Annotated in this window: 25 protein-coding genes and 1 pseudogene; 5 read left to right on the top strand and 21 right to left on the bottom strand. The window is 53.0% G+C overall.

What is annotated here, in order from left to right; all coding sequences use genetic code 11:
• Positions 1-45 precede the first annotated feature (45 nt).
• From rpsE to tuf, 20 genes and pseudogenes are all read right to left on the bottom strand, one after another.
• Positions 46-621: pseudogene (gene rpsE, locus TURPA_RS12710) on the bottom strand (30S ribosomal protein S5); the annotation flags it as partial.
• 9 nt (positions 622-630) lie between these two features.
• Positions 631-1,017: a 50S ribosomal protein L18 gene (rplR, locus tag TURPA_RS12705; RefSeq protein ID WP_014803710.1), complete on the bottom strand. Its 387-nt coding sequence runs from the start codon at positions 1,015-1,017 to the stop codon at positions 631-633.
• A gap of 11 nt (positions 1,018-1,028) precedes the next feature.
• Complete coding sequence (gene rplF / locus TURPA_RS12700; protein ID WP_014803709.1) at positions 1,029-1,571, bottom strand: 50S ribosomal protein L6; 543 nt, start codon at positions 1,569-1,571, stop codon at positions 1,029-1,031.
• 6 nt (positions 1,572-1,577) lie between these two features.
• Positions 1,578-1,970, bottom strand: a complete 393-nt coding sequence (rpsH, locus tag TURPA_RS12695; RefSeq protein WP_014803708.1) for a 30S ribosomal protein S8 — start codon at positions 1,968-1,970, stop codon at positions 1,578-1,580.
• 7 nt (positions 1,971-1,977) lie between these two features.
• The gene (locus TURPA_RS12690) at positions 1,978-2,163 is read right to left on the bottom strand and encodes a type Z 30S ribosomal protein S14 (RefSeq protein ID WP_014803707.1); all 186 of its coding nucleotides are present in this window, start codon (positions 2,161-2,163) and stop codon (positions 1,978-1,980) included.
• Positions 2,164-2,176: 13 nt separating this feature from the next.
• Positions 2,177-2,746: a 50S ribosomal protein L5 gene (gene rplE / locus TURPA_RS12685; protein ID WP_014803706.1), complete on the bottom strand. Its 570-nt coding sequence runs from the start codon at positions 2,744-2,746 to the stop codon at positions 2,177-2,179.
• 2 nt (positions 2,747-2,748) lie between these two features.
• Positions 2,749-3,093, bottom strand: coding sequence for a 50S ribosomal protein L24 (rplX, locus tag TURPA_RS12680; RefSeq protein WP_014803705.1), 345 nt, complete (start codon positions 3,091-3,093; stop codon positions 2,749-2,751).
• A gap of 6 nt (positions 3,094-3,099) precedes the next feature.
• The gene (gene rplN / locus TURPA_RS12675; protein ID WP_014803704.1) at positions 3,100-3,492 is read right to left on the bottom strand and encodes a 50S ribosomal protein L14; all 393 of its coding nucleotides are present in this window, start codon (positions 3,490-3,492) and stop codon (positions 3,100-3,102) included.
• A gap of 27 nt (positions 3,493-3,519) precedes the next feature.
• Complete coding sequence (gene rpsQ, locus TURPA_RS12670) at positions 3,520-3,801, bottom strand: 30S ribosomal protein S17 (RefSeq protein ID WP_014803703.1); 282 nt, start codon at positions 3,799-3,801, stop codon at positions 3,520-3,522.
• A complete protein-coding gene (gene rpmC / locus TURPA_RS12665) occupies positions 3,798-4,028 on the bottom strand; it encodes a 50S ribosomal protein L29 (RefSeq protein WP_014803702.1) in 231 nt (76 codons plus the stop codon). Before rpmC ends, rpsQ begins: the two co-directional genes overlap by 4 nt.
• Before the next feature lie 49 nt (positions 4,029-4,077).
• Positions 4,078-4,488 carry a 50S ribosomal protein L16 gene (gene rplP / locus TURPA_RS12660; protein ID WP_014803701.1) on the bottom strand — a complete coding sequence of 137 codons (411 nt, stop codon included), beginning with the start codon at positions 4,486-4,488 and terminating at the stop codon, positions 4,078-4,080.
• 7 nt (positions 4,489-4,495) lie between these two features.
• Positions 4,496-5,173, bottom strand: coding sequence for a 30S ribosomal protein S3 (gene rpsC / locus TURPA_RS12655; RefSeq protein WP_014803700.1), 678 nt, complete (start codon positions 5,171-5,173; stop codon positions 4,496-4,498).
• A gap of 1 nt (position 5,174) precedes the next feature.
• Positions 5,175-5,513, bottom strand: a complete 339-nt coding sequence (rplV, locus tag TURPA_RS12650) for a 50S ribosomal protein L22 (protein WP_014803699.1) — start codon at positions 5,511-5,513, stop codon at positions 5,175-5,177.
• 12 nt (positions 5,514-5,525) lie between these two features.
• A complete protein-coding gene (rpsS, locus tag TURPA_RS12645) occupies positions 5,526-5,813 on the bottom strand; it encodes a 30S ribosomal protein S19 (RefSeq protein WP_014803698.1) in 288 nt (95 codons plus the stop codon).
• Positions 5,813-6,655, bottom strand: a complete 843-nt coding sequence (rplB, locus tag TURPA_RS12640) for a 50S ribosomal protein L2 (RefSeq protein ID WP_014803697.1) — start codon at positions 6,653-6,655, stop codon at positions 5,813-5,815. Before rplB ends, rpsS begins: the two co-directional genes overlap by 1 nt.
• Before the next feature lie 8 nt (positions 6,656-6,663).
• Positions 6,664-6,948, bottom strand: a complete 285-nt coding sequence (gene rplW, locus TURPA_RS12635; protein ID WP_014803696.1) for a 50S ribosomal protein L23 — start codon at positions 6,946-6,948, stop codon at positions 6,664-6,666.
• Positions 6,949-6,955: 7 nt separating this feature from the next.
• Positions 6,956-7,651 carry a 50S ribosomal protein L4 gene (rplD, locus tag TURPA_RS12630; protein WP_014803695.1) on the bottom strand — a complete coding sequence of 232 codons (696 nt, stop codon included), beginning with the start codon at positions 7,649-7,651 and terminating at the stop codon, positions 6,956-6,958.
• A gap of 11 nt (positions 7,652-7,662) precedes the next feature.
• On the bottom strand, positions 7,663-8,289 hold the full coding sequence (gene rplC, locus TURPA_RS12625) for a 50S ribosomal protein L3 (protein WP_014803694.1): 627 nt from the start codon (positions 8,287-8,289) through the stop codon (positions 7,663-7,665).
• 35 nt (positions 8,290-8,324) lie between these two features.
• On the bottom strand, positions 8,325-8,633 hold the full coding sequence (gene rpsJ / locus TURPA_RS12620; RefSeq protein WP_014803693.1) for a 30S ribosomal protein S10: 309 nt from the start codon (positions 8,631-8,633) through the stop codon (positions 8,325-8,327).
• A gap of 8 nt (positions 8,634-8,641) precedes the next feature.
• Positions 8,642-9,847 carry an elongation factor Tu gene (tuf, locus tag TURPA_RS12615; protein ID WP_014803692.1) on the bottom strand — a complete coding sequence of 402 codons (1,206 nt, stop codon included), beginning with the start codon at positions 9,845-9,847 and terminating at the stop codon, positions 8,642-8,644.
• Between the two features lie 645 nt (positions 9,848-10,492).
• Here tuf and TURPA_RS12610 point away from each other — a divergent pair.
• On the top strand, positions 10,493-11,965 hold the full coding sequence (locus TURPA_RS12610; RefSeq protein WP_014803690.1) for a flavin-containing monooxygenase: 1,473 nt from the start codon (positions 10,493-10,495) through the stop codon (positions 11,963-11,965).
• A 39-nt stretch (positions 11,966-12,004) separates the two neighbouring features.
• Here TURPA_RS12610 and TURPA_RS12605 read toward each other — a convergent pair whose 3' ends face one another.
• Positions 12,005-13,984 carry an Ig-like domain-containing domain gene (locus TURPA_RS12605; RefSeq protein ID WP_014803689.1) on the bottom strand — a complete coding sequence of 660 codons (1,980 nt, stop codon included), beginning with the start codon at positions 13,982-13,984 and terminating at the stop codon, positions 12,005-12,007.
• Between the two features lie 209 nt (positions 13,985-14,193).
• On the opposite strand from TURPA_RS12605, the gene flgG reads away from it, so the two are divergent.
• Genes flgG through TURPA_RS12585 form a run of 4 tightly spaced genes read left to right on the top strand, consistent with a single transcriptional unit; the run spans position 14,194 to position 17,403 of the window.
• Entirely contained in the window at positions 14,194-14,994 is an 801-nt protein-coding gene (gene flgG, locus TURPA_RS12600) for a flagellar basal-body rod protein FlgG (protein ID WP_014803688.1), read from the top strand.
• Between the two features lie 17 nt (positions 14,995-15,011).
• Positions 15,012-15,629 (top strand): flagella basal body P-ring formation protein FlgA, encoded by a 618-nt coding sequence (locus TURPA_RS12595; RefSeq protein ID WP_169314420.1) that lies wholly within the window; start codon positions 15,012-15,014, stop codon positions 15,627-15,629.
• On the top strand, positions 15,626-16,312 hold the full coding sequence (locus TURPA_RS12590; protein WP_014803686.1) for a flagellar basal body L-ring protein FlgH: 687 nt from the start codon (positions 15,626-15,628) through the stop codon (positions 16,310-16,312). Before TURPA_RS12595 ends, TURPA_RS12590 begins: the two co-directional genes overlap by 4 nt.
• Positions 16,309-17,403, top strand: coding sequence for a flagellar basal body P-ring protein FlgI (locus TURPA_RS12585; protein ID WP_014803685.1), 1,095 nt, complete (start codon positions 16,309-16,311; stop codon positions 17,401-17,403). Before TURPA_RS12590 ends, TURPA_RS12585 begins: the two co-directional genes overlap by 4 nt.
• Positions 17,404-17,410 lie beyond the last annotated feature (7 nt).

Here is a 17,410-nt window from a genome sequence, read left to right as displayed (position 1 = left end):
CGCCAGAGCCTTGCGCTTCTCATCGCGCCGAACCTTCGAATAATTGCCAAAAAGAACCGGCAGTGGAATCCCGCGACGTGCTTTAACGTCGTCAATCGAGCGCAACTGCTGCAGTCCGTTGAGTGTCGCCTTCACGATATTCAATGGGTTCGATGAGCCAAGCGCCTTGGTCAGAATATCCTGAATGCCCGCGAGTTCGATCACGGCGCGCACCGAGTCACCTGCGATAATACCTGTACCGGGAGCGCCGGGCTTCAGCATCACCCGCGCAGACTTGAAACGGCCGATAACTTCATGGGGAATCGTATTGCCTTTCTTACGAATTTTCGTGACGCGCTTCTTCGCATCTTCGATCGATTTACGAATTGCCTCTGGCACCTCTTTCGCTTTGCCGAAACCAAGGCCCACATATGTCTGGCCATCACCGACCACTGTCAGCGCATTGAATGAAAAGCGCCGGCCACCTTTAACAACTTTAGCGACACGAGCCATGTTGACAACACGCTCTGTCAGTTCAATTGTCTGGCCGTCGATATCGAGAAGGTTCTTTTTTACGCCTTCTTTGGGGCCATTCTTCTTGCGGCCACCGGGTTTACGTCCTGATTGTTTGTTATCTTCCATATTTTACCGTCAGATGCTGACGCCCTTTTCCCTTAATGCGTCTGCAAAGCTCTTCACGCGACCGTGATACAGCTTTGCACCGCGGTCAAATATATAACCCGCATCGAGTTTAAGGTTGGCTGCCTGCATTTTGCCTACCAGAGTATGCGCCAGTTTTGCCGAAAACTCTTTATTCGTGAACGATTTCACTGCAGTTGTCTGAAGCGCCTTGTCGACCGTAGAGCATGACAACAGGGTCTTACCTGCGTTGTCATCCACAACCTGCGCATAAAGATGCCGGCCTGAGACGTGAAAGTAAATTCGCGGCTTGCCCGCGCGATTTCCCTTTCGCAGGTTCGCCCGCACACGTGCTATGCGCTTAGCTTTTTGGCGGTTTAATCTTGCTACCGATGCCATATTATCCTCTGTTATTTCTTGCTACCGGCTTTGCCAGCCTTGCGGCGAACATGCTCGTTCTCGTAGCGGATGCCTTTGCCTTTGTATGGTTCAGGTTGTTTGTATGCGCGTATTTGCGCGGCCACTTGGCCGACGCGTTGCTTATCAACACCACTGATCTTTACTTTTGTATTCTCGACAACCTCGACTGAAACGTCAGCTGGTTCTTTGAAAATAACATCGTGCGAAAAGCCAAGGCTGAACACCACGTCTTTGCCCTTCTTTTGTGCCCGATATCCGACGCCCTGAAGAATCAACAATTGCGTATAACCTGCGCTTGTACCAGTGACACAGTTTTGCAGCAATGAACGCACAAGGCCGTGCTTGGCGCGCAGGTCTTTTTCATCATTTTCACGGCTTACTTTGGCCGTCGTACCCGAGACTTCGAGTTTCAAACCCGGAAAAAACGGCGTCACGAGCGAACCCTTAGGGCCCTTCACAGTCACAGAACCGTCGGCGGCTGTCAGCGACACACCGGCGGGCAGTTCTATTGGTTTGTTTCCGATTCGTGACATATAACCTCAATATACGCGGCAGAGAAATTCTCCACCAACGTGCTGAAACTTTGCCTCTTTTTCAGAGAGCACACCTTTAGGTGTCGAAAAAATGCTCAAACCCATGTTGTTTCGCGTCGGGCGAATCTCTTTCCATGGCAGGTAAATGCGGCGACCTGGTTTAGACACGCGCTCAATCGCAGAAAAAGCGGGCTGACTCAGGTGGTAACGCATCTCGACTTTCGCCATACGCGTCGACTCGCTTTTGTAGACGACAAAGCCCTCGATGAATCCTTCGGTTTTCAGAATATTGAGAATCTTCTCACAGGTGTTATTGATTCTCACCTCGGTGCTTTCGTGTCCTGCACGGGCTGCGTTGCGCAACCTTGTTAACATATCTGCTATTAGATCACTTGTCATATTCTTCTCACCACGATGATTTGCTGACGCCTGGTATCAGGCCGCGCATTGCATTTTCTCTAAAACAGATTCGGCACATCTCGAACCGGCGCATGTAGCCATGCGATCGGCCGCAGAGTGGGCAGCGATTATATTTGCGCGCCGTAAACTTGGGTTTACGCTGCGACTTTATAAGCATTGATTTCTTTGCCATAACCGGTTCCTGTTTATTTCTTCTTCAGCGGAAAGCCAAACTTCTCGAGCAACTTTGCTGAATGCTCGGGGCCTTCTGACTGGATCACCAAAGTCACATCCATCCCGTGAATCTGTTCAACGTCATCAAACGAGATCTCGGGAAAAATAATCTGCTCTTTGATGCCAAGGCTGTAATTGCCACGGGCATCAAATGACTTGGGGCTAAGACCGTTAAAGTCCCTCACACGTGGTAGCGCCACGTTGGTCAGGCGGTCGAGAAATTCGTACATGCGGTCGCCGCGCAGCGTAACCGAAACGCCAATCGCGAGTCCTTCGCGCAGTTTGAAGTTAGAGATCGCTTCTTTGGCGCGCGTCTTTACCGGCGCCTGGCCTGTAATGGCTGCAATCTCTGCAACAACCTTATCGAGCGATTTGGGGTTCGCAACTGCGAACCCGGCACCGACATTAAGCACAATTTTCTTCAGTACAGGAACCTGCATGATCGAACTCACGCCCAGTTCTTGTTTGAGCTCGCCACGGATTTTTTCGCTGTAAAGCTTGCGAAGCCGCGGGCTTTCTTTTTTTACTGTGGTTGCTGCCATGATTAATCCAATGTCCTCTTGCGACCCGAAGCAGTTGACAGACGCGTTTTAGCTCCTGATTTGTCAGGGCCGTACGCGATTCGCGAAGGCTTCTTTTCTTTTGAGTCGTAATATTGCACGTTCGACAGGGCAATTGGCATTTCGATCTCGACGATACCGCCCTTAGGATTCTCTTGCGTGGGTCGAGCGAAGCGCTTGCGAAGATTCACGCCTTTCACAACGACCTGCTTCTTTTCGCGGTCGATGCGCAGAACCTCGCCGCGCGACTTCTTGTTCTTGCCCGCGATCACGATCACTTCGTCTTTGACTTTCAGGCGGGTCTTCACTTTTTCAGCTGCAGATTTCATTAATCCTCACAATACTTCGGGGGCCAGAGAAATGATCTTCATGAACTGGCGGTCGCGCAGTTCGCGCGCAACCGGCCCAAAGATACGCGTTCCCTTGGGGTTGTTCTGGTTGTCGATGAGCGCGCACGCGTTTTCATCGAAACGAATATACGAGCCATCGGGACGGCGCAGTTCTTTTTTAGTGCGCACGATTACAGCCCGCTGCACTTGCTTCTTATGGTCTTTTTTACCTGCCGAGTCTTTGATACCATACGCAGGTGTCGCGGCCTTGACCGCAACAACGATAATGTCACCCACACCGGCGTAGCGCTTTTTAGAGCCACCCAGAACCTTGATGACCTGCACCTGACGTGCACCGGTATTATCTGCAACTTTCAACCATGAGAGCATTTGTAACATAAGGGCCTCTTGTTATTTCCTTGGCGATCAGCCGACTTGTGGCAGTTCTTCTGCCTTGCGCATCACAATCTTCTGCAGTGCGTAGCGCTTGCGCTTCGAATGCGGGCGCGACTCTTCGATCACTACGGTGTCGCCTTCGCGTGCCTCTTTCTTTTCATCATGCGCCATGACTTTCTTGCTTTGGCGGATTGTCTTCTTGAAGTGCGCATCTTGCTTACGAAAAGCGACTTCAACGACGATAGTTTTTTCAGTCTTAGCCGAAACGACCAGGCCTTGAACCGTTTTTTTTGCTTTTTTTACTTCGCTCATGCTTTAGCTGCCTGTCCTTTTCTCTGGTTCTGCACGGTCAGAATGCGGGCGATATCTTTCTTCAAAGTGCCGACACGCGCATTGTTGGGGTAAGATGACGTCACCATGCTGAAGCGGATTTCTTGAAGTTCTTTGCGAAAATCGAGGTGATATCGCGTGAGCTCCGCATCGCTCAGCTCCGCAAAGCTGATCTTTTTACCGCTTTTTTTCTTGTCTGCTTTAGCCATGAGAGACGTCCATTTTTTGATTTTGAAACATACCGTCAAATAACATGGTCTATTTGGCCCGCTTGACGATTTTGGTCTTTATGGGCAGTTTCGAAGCCGCTCGTTGCAGCGCCTCAGACATCACTTTTTCGTCTGCACCGCCCATTTCAAACATAACTTTGCCTGGCTTGACGATTGCCACGTAATACTCAACGCTGCCCTTGCCCTTGCCCTGACGGGTTTCAGCAGCTTTCTTGGTCACCGGACGGTCGGGAAAAATACGAATCCAGACTTTTGCACCGCGGCGCACATGGCGCATCATGGCCACACGGGCGGCTTCGATCTGGCGCGCGGTAATGCGCTCGCCAGAAACGGCTTTGAGTCCGAGGTCGCCAAAGGCAACAGAATTGCCCCCCTTAGAGAACCCGCGAAGATTCAGGGTGTGAGGCTTACGCCATTTTAGTCTTTTTGGTGCCAGCATGTTCTACCTATGCCTCACGACGTTTGACTGTGTATTTGTCTTCGTCGGTTTCTTTTGCTTCGAGATAATCGCCGTTATAGATCCAGACTTTTACGCCGATCTTACCGAATGTCGTATCGGCCTCGGCAGTACCATAGTCGATGATCGCGCGCAGTGTGTGCAGCGGCACGCGCCCTTCGAGGTATTGCTCGCGGCGGGCCATGTCGGCGCCGTTGAGGCGACCTGAAACCATCACGCGCACGCCGAGCGCACCGGCGCGAATCGCTGAGCGCAGGGCCATCTTCATCGCGCGGCGAAACGCCATACGGTCTTCAAGCTGCAACGCCACAGATTCAGCCAATGCCTGTGCTGAACCATCGGGTTTTGCGACTTCGATAATTTTGACCTCGAGGGGCTTCGTCACCATCGTGCGCAGAGTTGCCTTCAGCGCCTCGATCTTCTTGCCCTGCTGGCCGATCACGAGACCCGGCTTCGTGCTGTGCAGTTTTACGTGCACTTTTTCAGGAAACCGCTCAATGCCAACTTTCACAATGCCGCTCTTGTTAAAGCGGTCTTTGATGTGTTTGCGTATCTTCAGGTCTTCATGCAATGTACTCGCGTACATTTCTTTTTTGTGATACCAAACGCTGTCCCATGTACGGGTGATTTTGAGGCGCAGGCCGACCGGATTCGTTTTTTGTCCCATGTTATCCTTCGTCAGAGAGTACAATCGTCAATTTAGAAGTTTTCTTTTGAATGCGGTCTGCACGACCACGCGCCCGAGGCATAAAACGCTTCATCAGCGGCCCGCCATCGACAAAAATCTTCTTGATAAACAGAGCACGTTCATCAACCGAAGGGTTGATCACACGTGCATTGGCAGCCGCGCTGAGCAACGCCTTGAGAATAATGCGCGAGCTCTTACGCGGAATATGCTTAAGCACATCGACCGCTTCGGGATATTCGTAACCACGAATCTCGTTCGCAACCAGGCGCATCTTGCGCGCCGACATTCTTACCTGATCTACTGAGGCTTTTGATTCCATAATTTTACCTGATTAGCCGCCCGGTGCGGATTTCTTTTTGTCAAGGCTCGTATGGCCTTTGTAAGTGCGCGTAGGCGCAAATTCACCGAGCTTGTGGCCGACAATGTTTTCATTCACATAAACAGGAATAAACTTACTGCCGTTGTGAACCAAAAACGTCATGCCAATCATTTCGGGAAAAATTGTTGAGCGGCGAGACCAGGTCTTAATCGGTTTCTTGTCGCTGGTTGCCTTTGCCTTTTCGACTTTTTTGAAAAGGTGTTGGTCTATGAACGGACCTTTTTTCAGAGAGCGAGACATTATTCACCACCTCGTGTGCGTACTTTTCGTGATACTATGAAGCGCTCAGACGCCTTGCGCTTATTGCGGGTTTTCTTACCGCGAGTTGGCTTGCCCCATGGCGTAACCGGATGACGACCACCCGATGTTTTACCTTCACCACCACCGAGTGGGTGGTCAACAGGGTTCATCGCAACACCGCGCACACGCGGTCTTTTGCCTAACCAACGCGAGCGGCCGGCTTTGCCAAGAGTAACGAGTTCGTGCTCGAGGTTGCCGACAATACCAATCGTCGCACGGCAGCGTGCGTGCACTTTGCGCGCTTCGCCTGATGGCAGTTTAATAATTACATAGTCACCATCGCGACCAGTGATGATCGCAAATGAACCTGCTGAACGGGCAAGCTGGCCACCGCGACCGAGCGTCAGTTCAATGTTGTGAATATTCGCACCGATTGGCAAGGTGCCGATTGGCGCCGCGTTGCCAATTTCGATATCGACTTTGTCGCCCGAAATAATCTTTTGGCCAACTTTAAGACCCTGGGGCGCGATGATGTATGCGCGCTCACCGTCTGCGTAGCAGACCAGAGCGATATTTGCCGAACGGTTCGGATCGTATTCAATAGTCTCAACGACCGCGGGGACATTCAGCTTGTTGCGGCGAAAATCAACGATGCGATAACGGCGCTTGTGTCCGCCACCCCGCCTGCGCACAGTGATGACGCCACGATTGTTGCGGCCCGCAGTTTCTTTGAGGTATGCAAGCAGTGGCTTGTGGGGCTCGGTCGCCGTCACTTCAGACGACTTCAGAACCGTTTTGTAACGCAGCGTTGGCGTATTGGGATTAAATCTTTTAATTGGCATGGTTTACCTTACACTCCCTCGAACAGCGCGATCTTGTCGTTTTTGCCGAGGTATACGTACGCCTTTTTACGGCGACCTGAATAGCCGACATTATATCGGTTTGCTTTGCCATCTGCGCGGCTCACCAGCGTGTTCACCTTGATCGGTGTGACGCCGAAGATTTTGCGGATTGCCTGCTTAACCAGCGTTTTGTTCGCGTTCAGGTCAATTTCAAACACATAGCAGTTTTGCGCGCGCAGCGCTTCGGCTTTTTCAGAGACCAGTGGCTTCTTTATTACGTCGTACAGGTTCATGTTTCCTCTAGAGCAGGGCCGAGAACTTCTTATCGAGTTCTTCGAGAGCCGCTTTACTGATAATCAGACCCTGATTGTAATACAGCGCGTTCGCTGCAATGCGCGATGAGCTCAATGGCTTCACCCAGGGTATGTTGCGCAATGATTTCGCATCTTTCACTTCACCGCTGGCCATGATAACCGCGACAGAATGGCGCGCTTTATTGCTGTTTGCGCGCAGTTTCTTCTTCTCGCGACCGACAGTCTGCAGCTTCGCACCTTCGGTAATTTTGCTTACAGTCTGGAACGCCGTCTTTGTTGAAGCTTTGTCGAGCTTTAATCCGTCATATACCACAACCTGGTTTGCCTGTACCTTGGCGGCGAGAATGTGCGCCATGCCGATCTGCTTCTTCTGGCGTGATATGCCGTCTGAGTAGTCGCGCGGCAGGGGCCCGAATACAATACCGCCGTGGCGCCATTGAGGCGAACGTGTTGAGCCCTGGCGTGCATTGCCAGTACCCTTCTGCTTCCATGGCTTTTTGCCGCCACCAGAAACTTCAGCTTTTGTTTTGGTCTTGTGTGTGCCCTGACGTGCATTCGCCTGTTCGGCTTTAACGACCTCCCAGATGAGGTGTTTGTTCACCTTGAGAGAAGCAATCTTGTCTGAAATTGCTGCTTCGCCAGCAGCGGAGCCTGTGTTAGAGTATACCTTAAGTGATGCCATTTGTTGAATCCTTAGTTCTGGTAGAGAAAGATCGTTGAACCTTTCACGCCAGGTATTGCACCTTTCAGCAGTACAACATTTTCATCAGGAAGAATGCGAAAGATTTCAACATTCTTCACGGTCACGTTCTTCGCGCCTTTATGGCCTGGCATACGCTTGCCTTTCTGAACTTCGCCGGGAATCTTGCGGTTACCGATCGAACCAGGGGCGCGGTGAAATTTTGAACCGTGCGTCATGCGACCACCGCCGAAGCCGTAGCGCTTAACAACACCGGCAAAACCTTTGCCTTTGCTGAAGCCAGAAACGAATATCTTTTCGCCTGGTTGAAAAACATCGCAGGTGATCGCGTCGCCTGCAGTTTTATCCGTTGCGTAGTCGCGCAATTCGATCGCTTCACGAACGTAAGCACCTGTCTTTTCTTTGGCTGCCTTTTGGTGGCCTTTGGCTGACCTCACAACCAGCTTTTCAGCGACCTTATCAAAACCGATCTGGACAGCGGAATAACCGTCTTTCTCTTTTGTTTTGACCTGCAGAACAGGGCATGGGCCTGCCTGAACTGCGGTGACGGCGACTTGTTCACCGGCATCACTCCAGACACTTAACATTCCTATTTTTTTTGCGAGCAGACCCTTTTGCATTGTTAAATCCCTTTTCTAACCTTTCTTAAACTGAATTAAGATTTTATGTAAACCATCACGCCCGCAGGAAGCTGAAGCTTCATGAGGGCATCGATAGTATCTTCAGTGGGCTCGAGTATGTCGATCAGCCGTGAATGCGTGCGCATTTCGTACTGGTCGCGTGCGTCTTTGTAGACGAACGTTGAGCGCAACACAGTGAACTTCTCGATCTTGGTCGGCAGAGGCACCGGACCCGCGATTTTCGCGCGGGTTCTTTGCACGGTACCGACAATGTCGCTAGTCGACTGGTCGAGCAGCCGCTGGTCGAACGACTTGAGTTTAACGCGTATCTTCTGAGCGGCCATTGTCAGTCTTACTCGAGAATTGTGCCTACGACGCCCGCGCCGATGGTACGACCACCTTCACGAATCGCAAAACGCAGACCTTCTTCCATCGCGATTGGGCTGATGAGTTCAGCTGTGATCGTGACGTTGTCGCCAGGGTTTACCATCTCAACGCCGGTCGGCAGATTGACCGTGCCAGTGACGTCAGTTGTTCTAAAGTAGAACTGTGGACGATACTTGTCAAAGAATGGAGTGTGGCGGCCACCTTCGTCTTTTGTCAGAACGAGAACTTCGCCTGAGAATTTCTTGTGTGGCTTCACTGAGCCTGGCTTCACGATTACCTGGCCACGCTCAACGTCTTCTTTCTTAGTACCGCGGAGCAGAAGGCCCACGTTGTCGCCCGCCTGACCGAAGTCGAGCAGCTTGCGGAACATTTCGATACCGGTAACGATGGTTTTCTGCGTATCGCGGATACCAACGATTTCGATTTCTTCGTTCACGTTCACCTTACCACGCTCTACGCGGCCAGTGCAAACTGTACCACGACCAGTGATTGAGAAAACGTCTTCAACGGGCATAAGAAACGGCTTATCAACAACACGTACTGGATCTTTCACGTATGAATCGAGAGTTTCTGCGAGTTTCAGAATCGCGCCTTCGCCGAGGTCTGATGTATCGCCTTCGACTGCCTTCAGGGCTGAGCCTGGAACAAATGGAATTTCGCCACCTGGGAAACCATATTTGGTGAGCAGGTCACGCACTTCCATTTCGACGAGCTCTTGCATTTCTGCGCGGTCGCCTTCTGGCAGCATGTCTACTTTGTTCAGAAACACAACGATCTGGGGCACACCAACCTGCTTCGCGAGCAGAATGTGCTCACGAGTCTGTGGCATTGGGCCGTCAACGGCTGATACGACGAGAATCGCTGCGTCCATCTGAGCCGCACCGGTGATCATGTTCTTCACATAGTCAGCGTGACCTGGGCAGTCAACGTGTGCATAGTGGCGGTTAGCCGTTTCGTATTCCTGGTGAGATGTTGCGATGGTGATACCGCGCGCGCGCTCTTCTGGAGCGTTATCGATTTCAGCGTATGAAACCGCTTTGTTTTTGCCGCCGAACTTATTCGCGAGCACAGTGGTGATCGCCGCAGTCAGCGTCGTTTTGCCGTGGTCAACGTGGCCGATTGTGCCTACGTTTACGTGTGGTTTACTTCTGTCAAATTTTTCCTTAGCCATTTACGTTCTCCTTAACATATAGGGCTCTGCCGCACACAGCACCCGATTGAGCCGTTACCGGCTCGCTCAGACCGTTTGGGCGACAAAGCCTCAAATCATAAAAGTTCGCACTGGTTTTGTTATCCAGGCACGTCATGGATGTCTACAGGATACCAAACGGTATTGCTGTAGGCGACCAGAGCATAGCCACCAAGTACAGGCAGTCATTTTTTGAAATTGTGTCATGGTGACAATAAAAATAGGATTTCTATGGCGAGCGGTCGTTTGCGCGAGATTCGGCTATTTACCCTTTTTTTCATGTTATGTCGCATGACGACGGCGTAGAGACTACCCTCTCACTTAAATGGCGCATCGAAGCGAGCAATCCTCATTCTGAAAACCACAGAGGGCACCGAGGTGCCCGGGGGAAAACCGTAGCAGTTGGCCGGCACGAGGTCGCGCGCAAGAGCAACTATCGCGTTTATCAAGCGCCGTATTGGCATCTGGCAGGACTTCACAATCACTGACCCTGGCTAATGAAGCATTCGCTCGAAGACGCGACGCTTTCGACAAAGTGAGCAGCTGTTCACTTTTGGGCTTTACACGATAAATTGATCTTTTTATATTTACTTGCGGGTGTTTTTTAAGACCCACAACGGAGGAAAAATGAGCAACGAACAGGTGAAAGCTGACTACCAGGTAGCGATTATTGGCGCCGGTTTCAGCGGTCTCGGCATGGCGATCAGGCTTCAGCAGGCAGGCATTCACGATTTCGCCATTCTCGAGGCGGCGAGCGAAGTCGGCGGCACCTGGCGCGACAGCAGGTATCCCGGTGCGGCGGTCGACGTGCCGAACCATCTTTATTCTTATTCGTTCGAGCAGAATCCCGACTGGACGCGCATGTTCTCGAATGCGCAAGAGATTCAGCAGTACATTCTGCATGTTGCCGACAAATACGAACTGCGCAAGAAAATTCTCTTTAATACGAAGGTTGTCGAAGCGCACTTTGACGAGGCGAGCGGGCTGTGGCAGGCAAAGACGCAAAAGGGGGATATGTTGCGTGCTCGCTTCGTTGTCGGCGCGATGGGGCCTTTTGCTGAGTCGCGCATACCCGAAGTGCCGGGTTTGAAAAAATTCAAAGGTGTCATGGCGCACACCGCGCTATGGAACTCAAGCACAGACCTTAAAGGCAAACGCGTTGCCGTTGTGGGCAGCGGTGCGAGTGCAATTCAGGTTGTGCCCGCAGTGCAGCCTCTCGCCCAACAGCTCACGGTATTTCAGCGCACACCTTCATGGGTCGTGCCAAAGGCAGACTATGAATACAGCGAACTCGAGAAGACAATTTACCGCACCCTACCGATTACGCAGAAGATTCGCCGCGCGGTGATTTATGGACTCACTGAACTGCTCGCGACTGCGATCGTGTGGGATACCCCGATGACCGACCTGCTTGAACGTATTTCGAAACGCCATATGGCGAGGGCGATCAAAGACCCAGAACTGCTGCGCAAGGTGACACCGAAATATCGTCTGGGGCGCACGCGCATGCTGATTTCGAATGACTGGTACCCTGCTCTTGCTCAGCCAAACGTTGAGCTGGTCGACCACGGCGTCGACGCGCTTACAGAAAACGGAATCGTGGCGAACGGCAAAGAATACCCGGTCGATGTCATTATCTGGGCAACGGGCTATAAGTCGCCCTCAGAAGGTTTTCCATTTCCGCTCACGGGCCTCAAGGGTCGCGACCTCAACACGTACTGGGCAAATGGCGCGAAGGCTTACAAAGGCGTGACAATTGCGGGATTTCCGAATCTGTTTACGCTCATGGGCCCCAATACCGGCCCCGGACACACATCGGTGCTGGTCTACGTCGAAGCGCAGCAGCGCTATATTGTTCAGGCAATTCAACAATGCCTGAGAAACCACATCGGCAGCCTCACCGTGCGCGAAGACAGACAAGAAGAGTTCAACAGGCAGCTGCTCGAAAAGATGAAAAAGACCACGTGGGGCGACGGCGGCAACAGCTGGTATTACACGAAAGACGGCCGCAACACGACGCTCTACCCGGGGTTTGCGACCGACTACGTGCTGAGTGTGCGCAATTTTGATTTGGGTGATTATAGCGTGAAGAGCAGCTGACCGTTACCGCGGCCGCAAAACTGTCTGCGAGCGCCAATTTCAATACGCGACGCAATAAATGGGCGAAATCGGCAGAAGCCCCAGCAGGGCGCAGGCGCCGTTACCATTTGAGCTCCAGCTCGCGCCCATTGATGTCGCACTGCCGACTACGCCTATGCTGATAACGGCATTGTCTGTCCAGTCAGAGCAATTGGCGCCCGACTGCACGCCGTTGGCAGTACCGGTAAAGGGGGTGACAGACCCGGCGCTTGCTCCGCTTTCTTCAAAACCCACGGCTGCAGTGAGAGTATTGGAGACAAAGCTCTGCAGGCTCGCCGCAACCTGCACCGAATTGCGGTTCACATAAGGCCCAATAGCGGAGAGATTGGGGGCTATTGGTAATCCGCAATTTGCCCCCAATTTACCTGAAAGCCCCAGTAGTCTGCAGATTGCGTCGTCTGCGCTCGTTGAAAGGTATGCTCTGAAGTTACCCGGCAGCGACGCCGCTGCGGCGCGTGTCATGCACGTGGCGTCTGCACCGGTCAGGCCACCGAGAGCACCGGTATAATTGGTGCTCGTGACGAAGATGGTTTTTGAGACAACCGGTGTTGCCGAGGTCTGAGAAGACGCGGTGCCTATGTTGCCCCCATTGGCGCCGGCGACAATATAGTAATATGCCGTACCATTGGCCAGACCAGTGTGCGTGTAGGGTGCAGTCACACCTGCAATCAAAGTCCCTGTGCCAATAGTGACCCCGGCAGATGTGCTGAAGTAGACGTTGTAGCTGGTAGCTCCCGATACTGTGGGCCATACCAACATGTTCTGCGAGTTCGATGAAAAGACGTTGAGCGATGCTGGCGCGCTGATGAGAATGCCGATGCCTGAGGGAGTTACAAAATCAGAAGCCAACACGTTACCAACTGCCCCGGTTACGGCAGTTGTCACCTGGACTCGATAGAGTGCCCCGGGGTTAAGTGCCGAACTGGGTGTCAGCGTCAGTATTGTATTGCCGCCACCCCATGATGGGGCATTCAAACCCACGCACGTACTGAATCCGTCGGGTGAAATTTGCACACTGCCGGTGCAGGGGCCCGCAACATTGTTAAAGGTAACCGTACCAACGGCCACGGCGTGGTTGAACGCCAGATTCAATGTCGTCGCCGGTGAAACGCTGGTCGAGCCATCGGCCGGGCTGGCAAGCGAGACTGTCAGCGCCGGGGGAGCGTCGGTCGTAAAGCCGGTCGACGTAAAATTGCCTGCGAGCATTTCGGCGCCCGCACCCGTAAGCGCCGTCGTGATGCGCACACGGTAGAGCGTGTTGTAATTCAGCGCCACCGTCGGTGTTATCGTCAGTTGCGTATCGGCGACCATGAATACATGGGACGGAAAAGCAATGCAGTTCACAAAACCGTCGGCACTCATTTGAAGACTGCCCGTACACGGACCTGCTGCCATATTGTAGGTAAGAGTCCCGGTGCTGACCGAATGCGTGAAGTTAATAATAAGCGCCGTGTTGATTGAAACACCAGTCGCCCCCTCGCTCGGCGAGACCATCGACGGTACGAGCGTGCCCGCCGGTGCAGTCGTGAAGCCGGTTGTCGTCGTGAAAATTGAACTCAAGGTTTTGCCACTCACCGCAACCAGAGACGTAAGCACGCGAACTTTGTAAGTTGTACCGTTGGCGAGCGCCGATGTGGGCGTCATGGTAAGCGACATCTGTCCACTACCCCACACGGGGGTCGTGAGGGCTATGCACGATACAAATTCATCGGCACTGACCTGTAAATTATTGCTGCCGCAGCTGCCGGCCGTCGAGTTATACGAGAGCAGACCCGTGTTGACAGTCTCGCTAAAATTGACCACGATCTGGGTGTTGTTGGCGATGAGCCCCGCACCATCCACAGGGTTCGTGCCCGTGATCGCGAACACGGCCCCGGCCTTAGAACCTGCGTTTGGGTCGAGCGGCTCGGGCCAGTCAAACCCCTTGCAAGCCAGAGCCCAAAAGAGTACAAGTAAACCGAAAAGGCGTAGAAGCTTCATGTTGCAGGCTATCCTGTGGTCAACGGCTGCTTGGCAACAGCCCCCGGTTGCCCGATAAAAAGTAGCAGGCAATGGGTAAATGCAAACCCATGAACTGCGTGAGACAAGCCATATAGGTGAACTACGATTGGCCTAACGCTATTACGACGGACCGCCGCGAAAAATCAATTTTCACTCCCCCTTTTGGTAAAAAACGCCGAAAAACGGGTATGGTACGCTCTCTCTGGACTTCTGCTACGGGCATGATTGCGCAGCAGTTTCACATGGACACGATTTCGCACAACCTCTCGAATGTGAACACGACAGGTTATAAGAAGAATCGCGTCGACTTTGAAGATCTTCTTTATCAGCACCAGGTTCTGGCAGGTACACCCTCTACGGCCGTATCGGAAATTCCGGTTGGCGTGAACGTCGGCGTGGGCGTGCGCCCTGCTGCGACACAAAAACTCTTTCAAATGGGCTCGCTGCAGTCAACCGGGCACAAACTTGACATGGCGATCTCATCTGACGTCGGTTTTTTCAAGATACTGATGCCCGACGGCACATTCGGCTACCAGCGCAATGGGGATTTCAAAATTGACTCGCGCCGGCAGGTTTTGCAATCAGACGGCTACACGCTCGAGCCGCCGCTCGTGATACCACCCGACGGCCTCATCGAAACGCTCACGATCAACGAACAGGGCGAAGTGCGTATTCAGATAGGCGACGACCAGATTCCCCGCCAGATTGGCCAGATCGAACTCTACCGTTTCGTCAACCCGGCAGGTCTCAAGGCAATCGGCAAGAACCTTTTCAAAGAATCGCCCGCGAGCGGGCCTGAGATTCCGGGCACACCCGGCCTCGGCGGTTTCGGCGGTATCTTGCAGGGCTTTCTCGAAATGTCGAACGTCAACCTGGCCGAAGAGATGGTCAACATGATCGTGGCGCAGCGCGCGTACGAAGCCAACTCAAAATCGATTCAGACCTCTGACAGCATGCTGTCGACGGCGATACAACTAAAACGTGGTTAATAGCGAAGGCGGATTGATTGGCGACATGGATAAATAACCGCTCTAGATTCCTTAGAGACGCGATCGGTTCGGCTGCGCTCACCGCAGGTAGTCGCGTCTCTAAGGGTATATTTTTATTCATGACGCTTTCTTTCGCCCACGCCGAGAGCAAAACAACATTAACTCTGAAATCCGTATTCACTAGCCCCAACGCTTCGGTCTGCCTGGGTGACCTCGTACAACTGCAGGGCATGGCTGCGCGTGAGGTTGAAAAACTCAATCGTTACTGCCGCATTGAACTTAAAGGCGAGCGCACGATATTGAACGCGAAAGAAATCGAACTGCATGCGTGGGCTGCAGGTGTGATACCCGAAAAAATTTCGGGCAGCCAGATTACGATCACCCGCGGCGCGATACCCATCGGCGAAGTGCTGGCGCATGCACCGGTTACAGACGCCCCGAAGCCTTCACAGCGCATTCGCCGCGGCAGCACGGTGAAACTTTTCTTGAAAAGCGCGCACATACAGATCGCGCGCGACGCGGTAATACTTATGGATGCTTTTCCCGGTGAAACGATCGACGTTCGCATATCGGGCACACGCAAGAACCTGCGCGCACGCCTGGTGAACGGCGAAGCAGCGGAGCTGGTACAATGAATCGCCGCCAAAACTCGCAACAAAACAAGTTTTGCGGCGAAGCCGCAAAACTTGTTTTGTTGTTAATTGTCGGCGCGTCAGCGCCGATCACGCCACAGGAGAGCCTGTGGCGTGATCAAAACCCCTACGTCGCACCGCCACGCGAGGGCGAGATCGTTGCGATTGAAGTGAACGAAAGTTTCACGCTGGTGAGCGACGGCCAGTGGAATAGCTCGCAAAAGTTTGAAACGAAGCTCGTGCCTGACACGAAGAATATTCCGTTTCTGACTAATTCGCAGCAGAGCAAATCGAACAGCAAGAGTTCGCTGAATAATTCTAAAAACCGCGACACCTACCGCTTTCAGATTACCGGCATTCTGGGCGCACGCCAGGCCGACGGTAATTTTCCTTTGCAGGCAACCAAGTCGCTCAACATCGACGGCAAACCGGTGCGCGTGCAGCTGAGCGGCATCGTCGACGCGCGCCGTATTCGCCAGGGTACAATCGAATCGCGTTTTATTGGCAACCTGACGCTGAATGTGCAGTCTGAACCGCCTTTTCCGAAAGACCAGAAGCTGAACCTGAAGCCACCCGCCGGCACCGACCCGAACTCGAAACCGACAATGACTGAGTTCAGCGACCAGCTGCGAAAAGAGCTGCTGATTGAGCACATGAAGCAAATACTGGGAGGCATGAACCAATGAGAATTGCATTCGCAATTCTCATTGGTTCGTCTGCCTTTAGCCTGGCGGCGCTAAACCTGACAGTCCGCGACATCGCGCGCATTTCGTGGCACCGCGAGAACCAGGTCTCGGGTTATGGTGTCGTCATCGGCCTCAATGGCAGCGGCGATTCGCGCTCGCAGCTCGCGATGGAAACGCTGCGTAAAAACCTCTACAACCGCGGCATCGACCTCGGTGATAAAACGCTGCAGGCGAAGAACATCGCGGCGGTTATGGTGACGGCGAATATTCCCGTGCATGCCAGACCCGGCGACCCGGTCGATGTCTGGGTGTCATCAGTCGGCGACGCGCGCGCGCTCAATGGTGGCATGCTGCTGCAGACTGCGCTCACGGGCGCAGATGGCCAGGTTTATGCCGTGGCACAGGGCCCGATCTCGGCGCCGCTGCCCCGCCCTACCGAGAATAACAACCTGCAACTCTATAATTTTTCAGTTTATAACAAGCGCATACCGCCTAACGACCGTCTGACGCAAGAGCGGCACAATTCGGCTCACATTCCTTCGGGGGCAATCATCGAAAAAGCGGTTTCGCAGCCAACGGTACTGGTTGACGATACCAAAAAGACCAAATCATCGAAGCTGTCGCTGCACAACTTTGACTTCATGACGGCGCGCAATGTCGTTGCGGCGATTAACAAGAAGTTTGCCAACACCGCAGCGCTGGCGAACGACGGTACAATTACCTTAAATATTCCCTATGCGAGCGACCATGTCGACTATCTGAGTAAGATTCTGCAGGTGAAGGTCGACGTGCCCGAGCGCACTCGCGTGGTGCTCGATACGCGCACCGGCACGATAGTCGCCGGGGGCAACGTGGCGATCTCGAGCGTCATGGTGACACATAACGGCATGCAGGTTGAAGTCTCGAATAAACAGGCCTATACCTACGGCGAAGAAAAATCGCCTGCGAATGCCGAACTAAAAGAGGGCGCAACCGTCAAAGAACTGGTGGATAACCTGAACAAACTGGGCCTGACCTCTGCTGAGATCATCGACGTGATCAAAGCAATACACGCGGCCGGCGCGCTACACGGGGAGTTAACAGTTTTATGAGAGGCGC

The sequence above is a fragment of the Turneriella parva DSM 21527 genome (assembly GCF_000266885.1).
In the GTDB taxonomy this organism is placed as follows: Bacteria; Spirochaetota; Leptospiria; order Turneriellales; family Turneriellaceae; genus Turneriella; species Turneriella parva.
Note: the sequence above shows the minus strand (reverse complement) of the source record. Positions and strands in the feature narration are given on the sequence as shown.

What these genes read in the sequence shown, in the direction of transcription:
- rplR (WP_014803710.1), bottom strand. Translation starts at nt 1,017, where the DNA reads ATGGCATCGGTAGCAAGATTAAACCGCCAAAAAGCTAAGCGCATAGCA.
- rplF (WP_014803709.1), bottom strand. Translation starts at nt 1,571, where the DNA reads ATGTCACGAATCGGAAACAAACCAATAGAACTGCCCGCCGGTGTGTCG.
- rpsH (WP_014803708.1), bottom strand. Translation starts at nt 1,970, where the DNA reads ATGACAAGTGATCTAATAGCAGATATGTTAACAAGGTTGCGCAACGCA.
- TURPA_RS12690 (WP_014803707.1), bottom strand. Translation starts at nt 2,163, where the DNA reads ATGGCAAAGAAATCAATGCTTATAAAGTCGCAGCGTAAACCCAAGTTT.
- rplE (WP_014803706.1), bottom strand. Translation starts at nt 2,746, where the DNA reads ATGGCAGCAACCACAGTAAAAAAAGAAAGCCCGCGGCTTCGCAAGCTT.
- rplX (WP_014803705.1), bottom strand. Translation starts at nt 3,093, where the DNA reads ATGAAATCTGCAGCTGAAAAAGTGAAGACCCGCCTGAAAGTCAAAGAC.
- rplN (WP_014803704.1), bottom strand. Translation starts at nt 3,492, where the DNA reads ATGTTACAAATGCTCTCATGGTTGAAAGTTGCAGATAATACCGGTGCA.
- rpsQ (WP_014803703.1), bottom strand. Translation starts at nt 3,801, where the DNA reads ATGAGCGAAGTAAAAAAAGCAAAAAAAACGGTTCAAGGCCTGGTCGTT.
- rpmC (WP_014803702.1), bottom strand. Translation starts at nt 4,028, where the DNA reads ATGGCTAAAGCAGACAAGAAAAAAAGCGGTAAAAAGATCAGCTTTGCG.
- rplP (WP_014803701.1), bottom strand. Translation starts at nt 4,488, where the DNA reads ATGCTGGCACCAAAAAGACTAAAATGGCGTAAGCCTCACACCCTGAAT.
- rpsC (WP_014803700.1), bottom strand. Translation starts at nt 5,173, where the DNA reads ATGGGACAAAAAACGAATCCGGTCGGCCTGCGCCTCAAAATCACCCGT.
- rplV (WP_014803699.1), bottom strand. Translation starts at nt 5,513, where the DNA reads ATGGAATCAAAAGCCTCAGTAGATCAGGTAAGAATGTCGGCGCGCAAG.
- rpsS (WP_014803698.1), bottom strand. Translation starts at nt 5,813, where the DNA reads ATGTCTCGCTCTCTGAAAAAAGGTCCGTTCATAGACCAACACCTTTTC.
- rplB (WP_014803697.1), bottom strand. Translation starts at nt 6,655, where the DNA reads ATGCCAATTAAAAGATTTAATCCCAATACGCCAACGCTGCGTTACAAA.
- rplW (WP_014803696.1), bottom strand. Translation starts at nt 6,948, where the DNA reads ATGAACCTGTACGACGTAATAAAGAAGCCACTGGTCTCTGAAAAAGCC.
- rplD (WP_014803695.1), bottom strand. Translation starts at nt 7,651, where the DNA reads ATGGCATCACTTAAGGTATACTCTAACACAGGCTCCGCTGCTGGCGAA.
- rplC (WP_014803694.1), bottom strand. Translation starts at nt 8,289, where the DNA reads ATGCAAAAGGGTCTGCTCGCAAAAAAAATAGGAATGTTAAGTGTCTGG.
- rpsJ (WP_014803693.1), bottom strand. Translation starts at nt 8,633, where the DNA reads ATGGCCGCTCAGAAGATACGCGTTAAACTCAAGTCGTTCGACCAGCGG.
- tuf (WP_014803692.1), bottom strand. Translation starts at nt 9,847, where the DNA reads ATGGCTAAGGAAAAATTTGACAGAAGTAAACCACACGTAAACGTAGGC.
- TURPA_RS12610 (WP_014803690.1), top strand. Translation starts at nt 10,493, where the DNA reads ATGAGCAACGAACAGGTGAAAGCTGACTACCAGGTAGCGATTATTGGC.
- TURPA_RS12605 (WP_014803689.1), bottom strand. Translation starts at nt 13,984, where the DNA reads ATGAAGCTTCTACGCCTTTTCGGTTTACTTGTACTCTTTTGGGCTCTG.
- flgG (WP_014803688.1), top strand. Translation starts at nt 14,194, where the DNA reads ATGGTACGCTCTCTCTGGACTTCTGCTACGGGCATGATTGCGCAGCAG.
- TURPA_RS12590 (WP_014803686.1), top strand. Translation starts at nt 15,626, where the DNA reads ATGAATCGCCGCCAAAACTCGCAACAAAACAAGTTTTGCGGCGAAGCC.
- TURPA_RS12585 (WP_014803685.1), top strand. Translation starts at nt 16,309, where the DNA reads ATGAGAATTGCATTCGCAATTCTCATTGGTTCGTCTGCCTTTAGCCTG.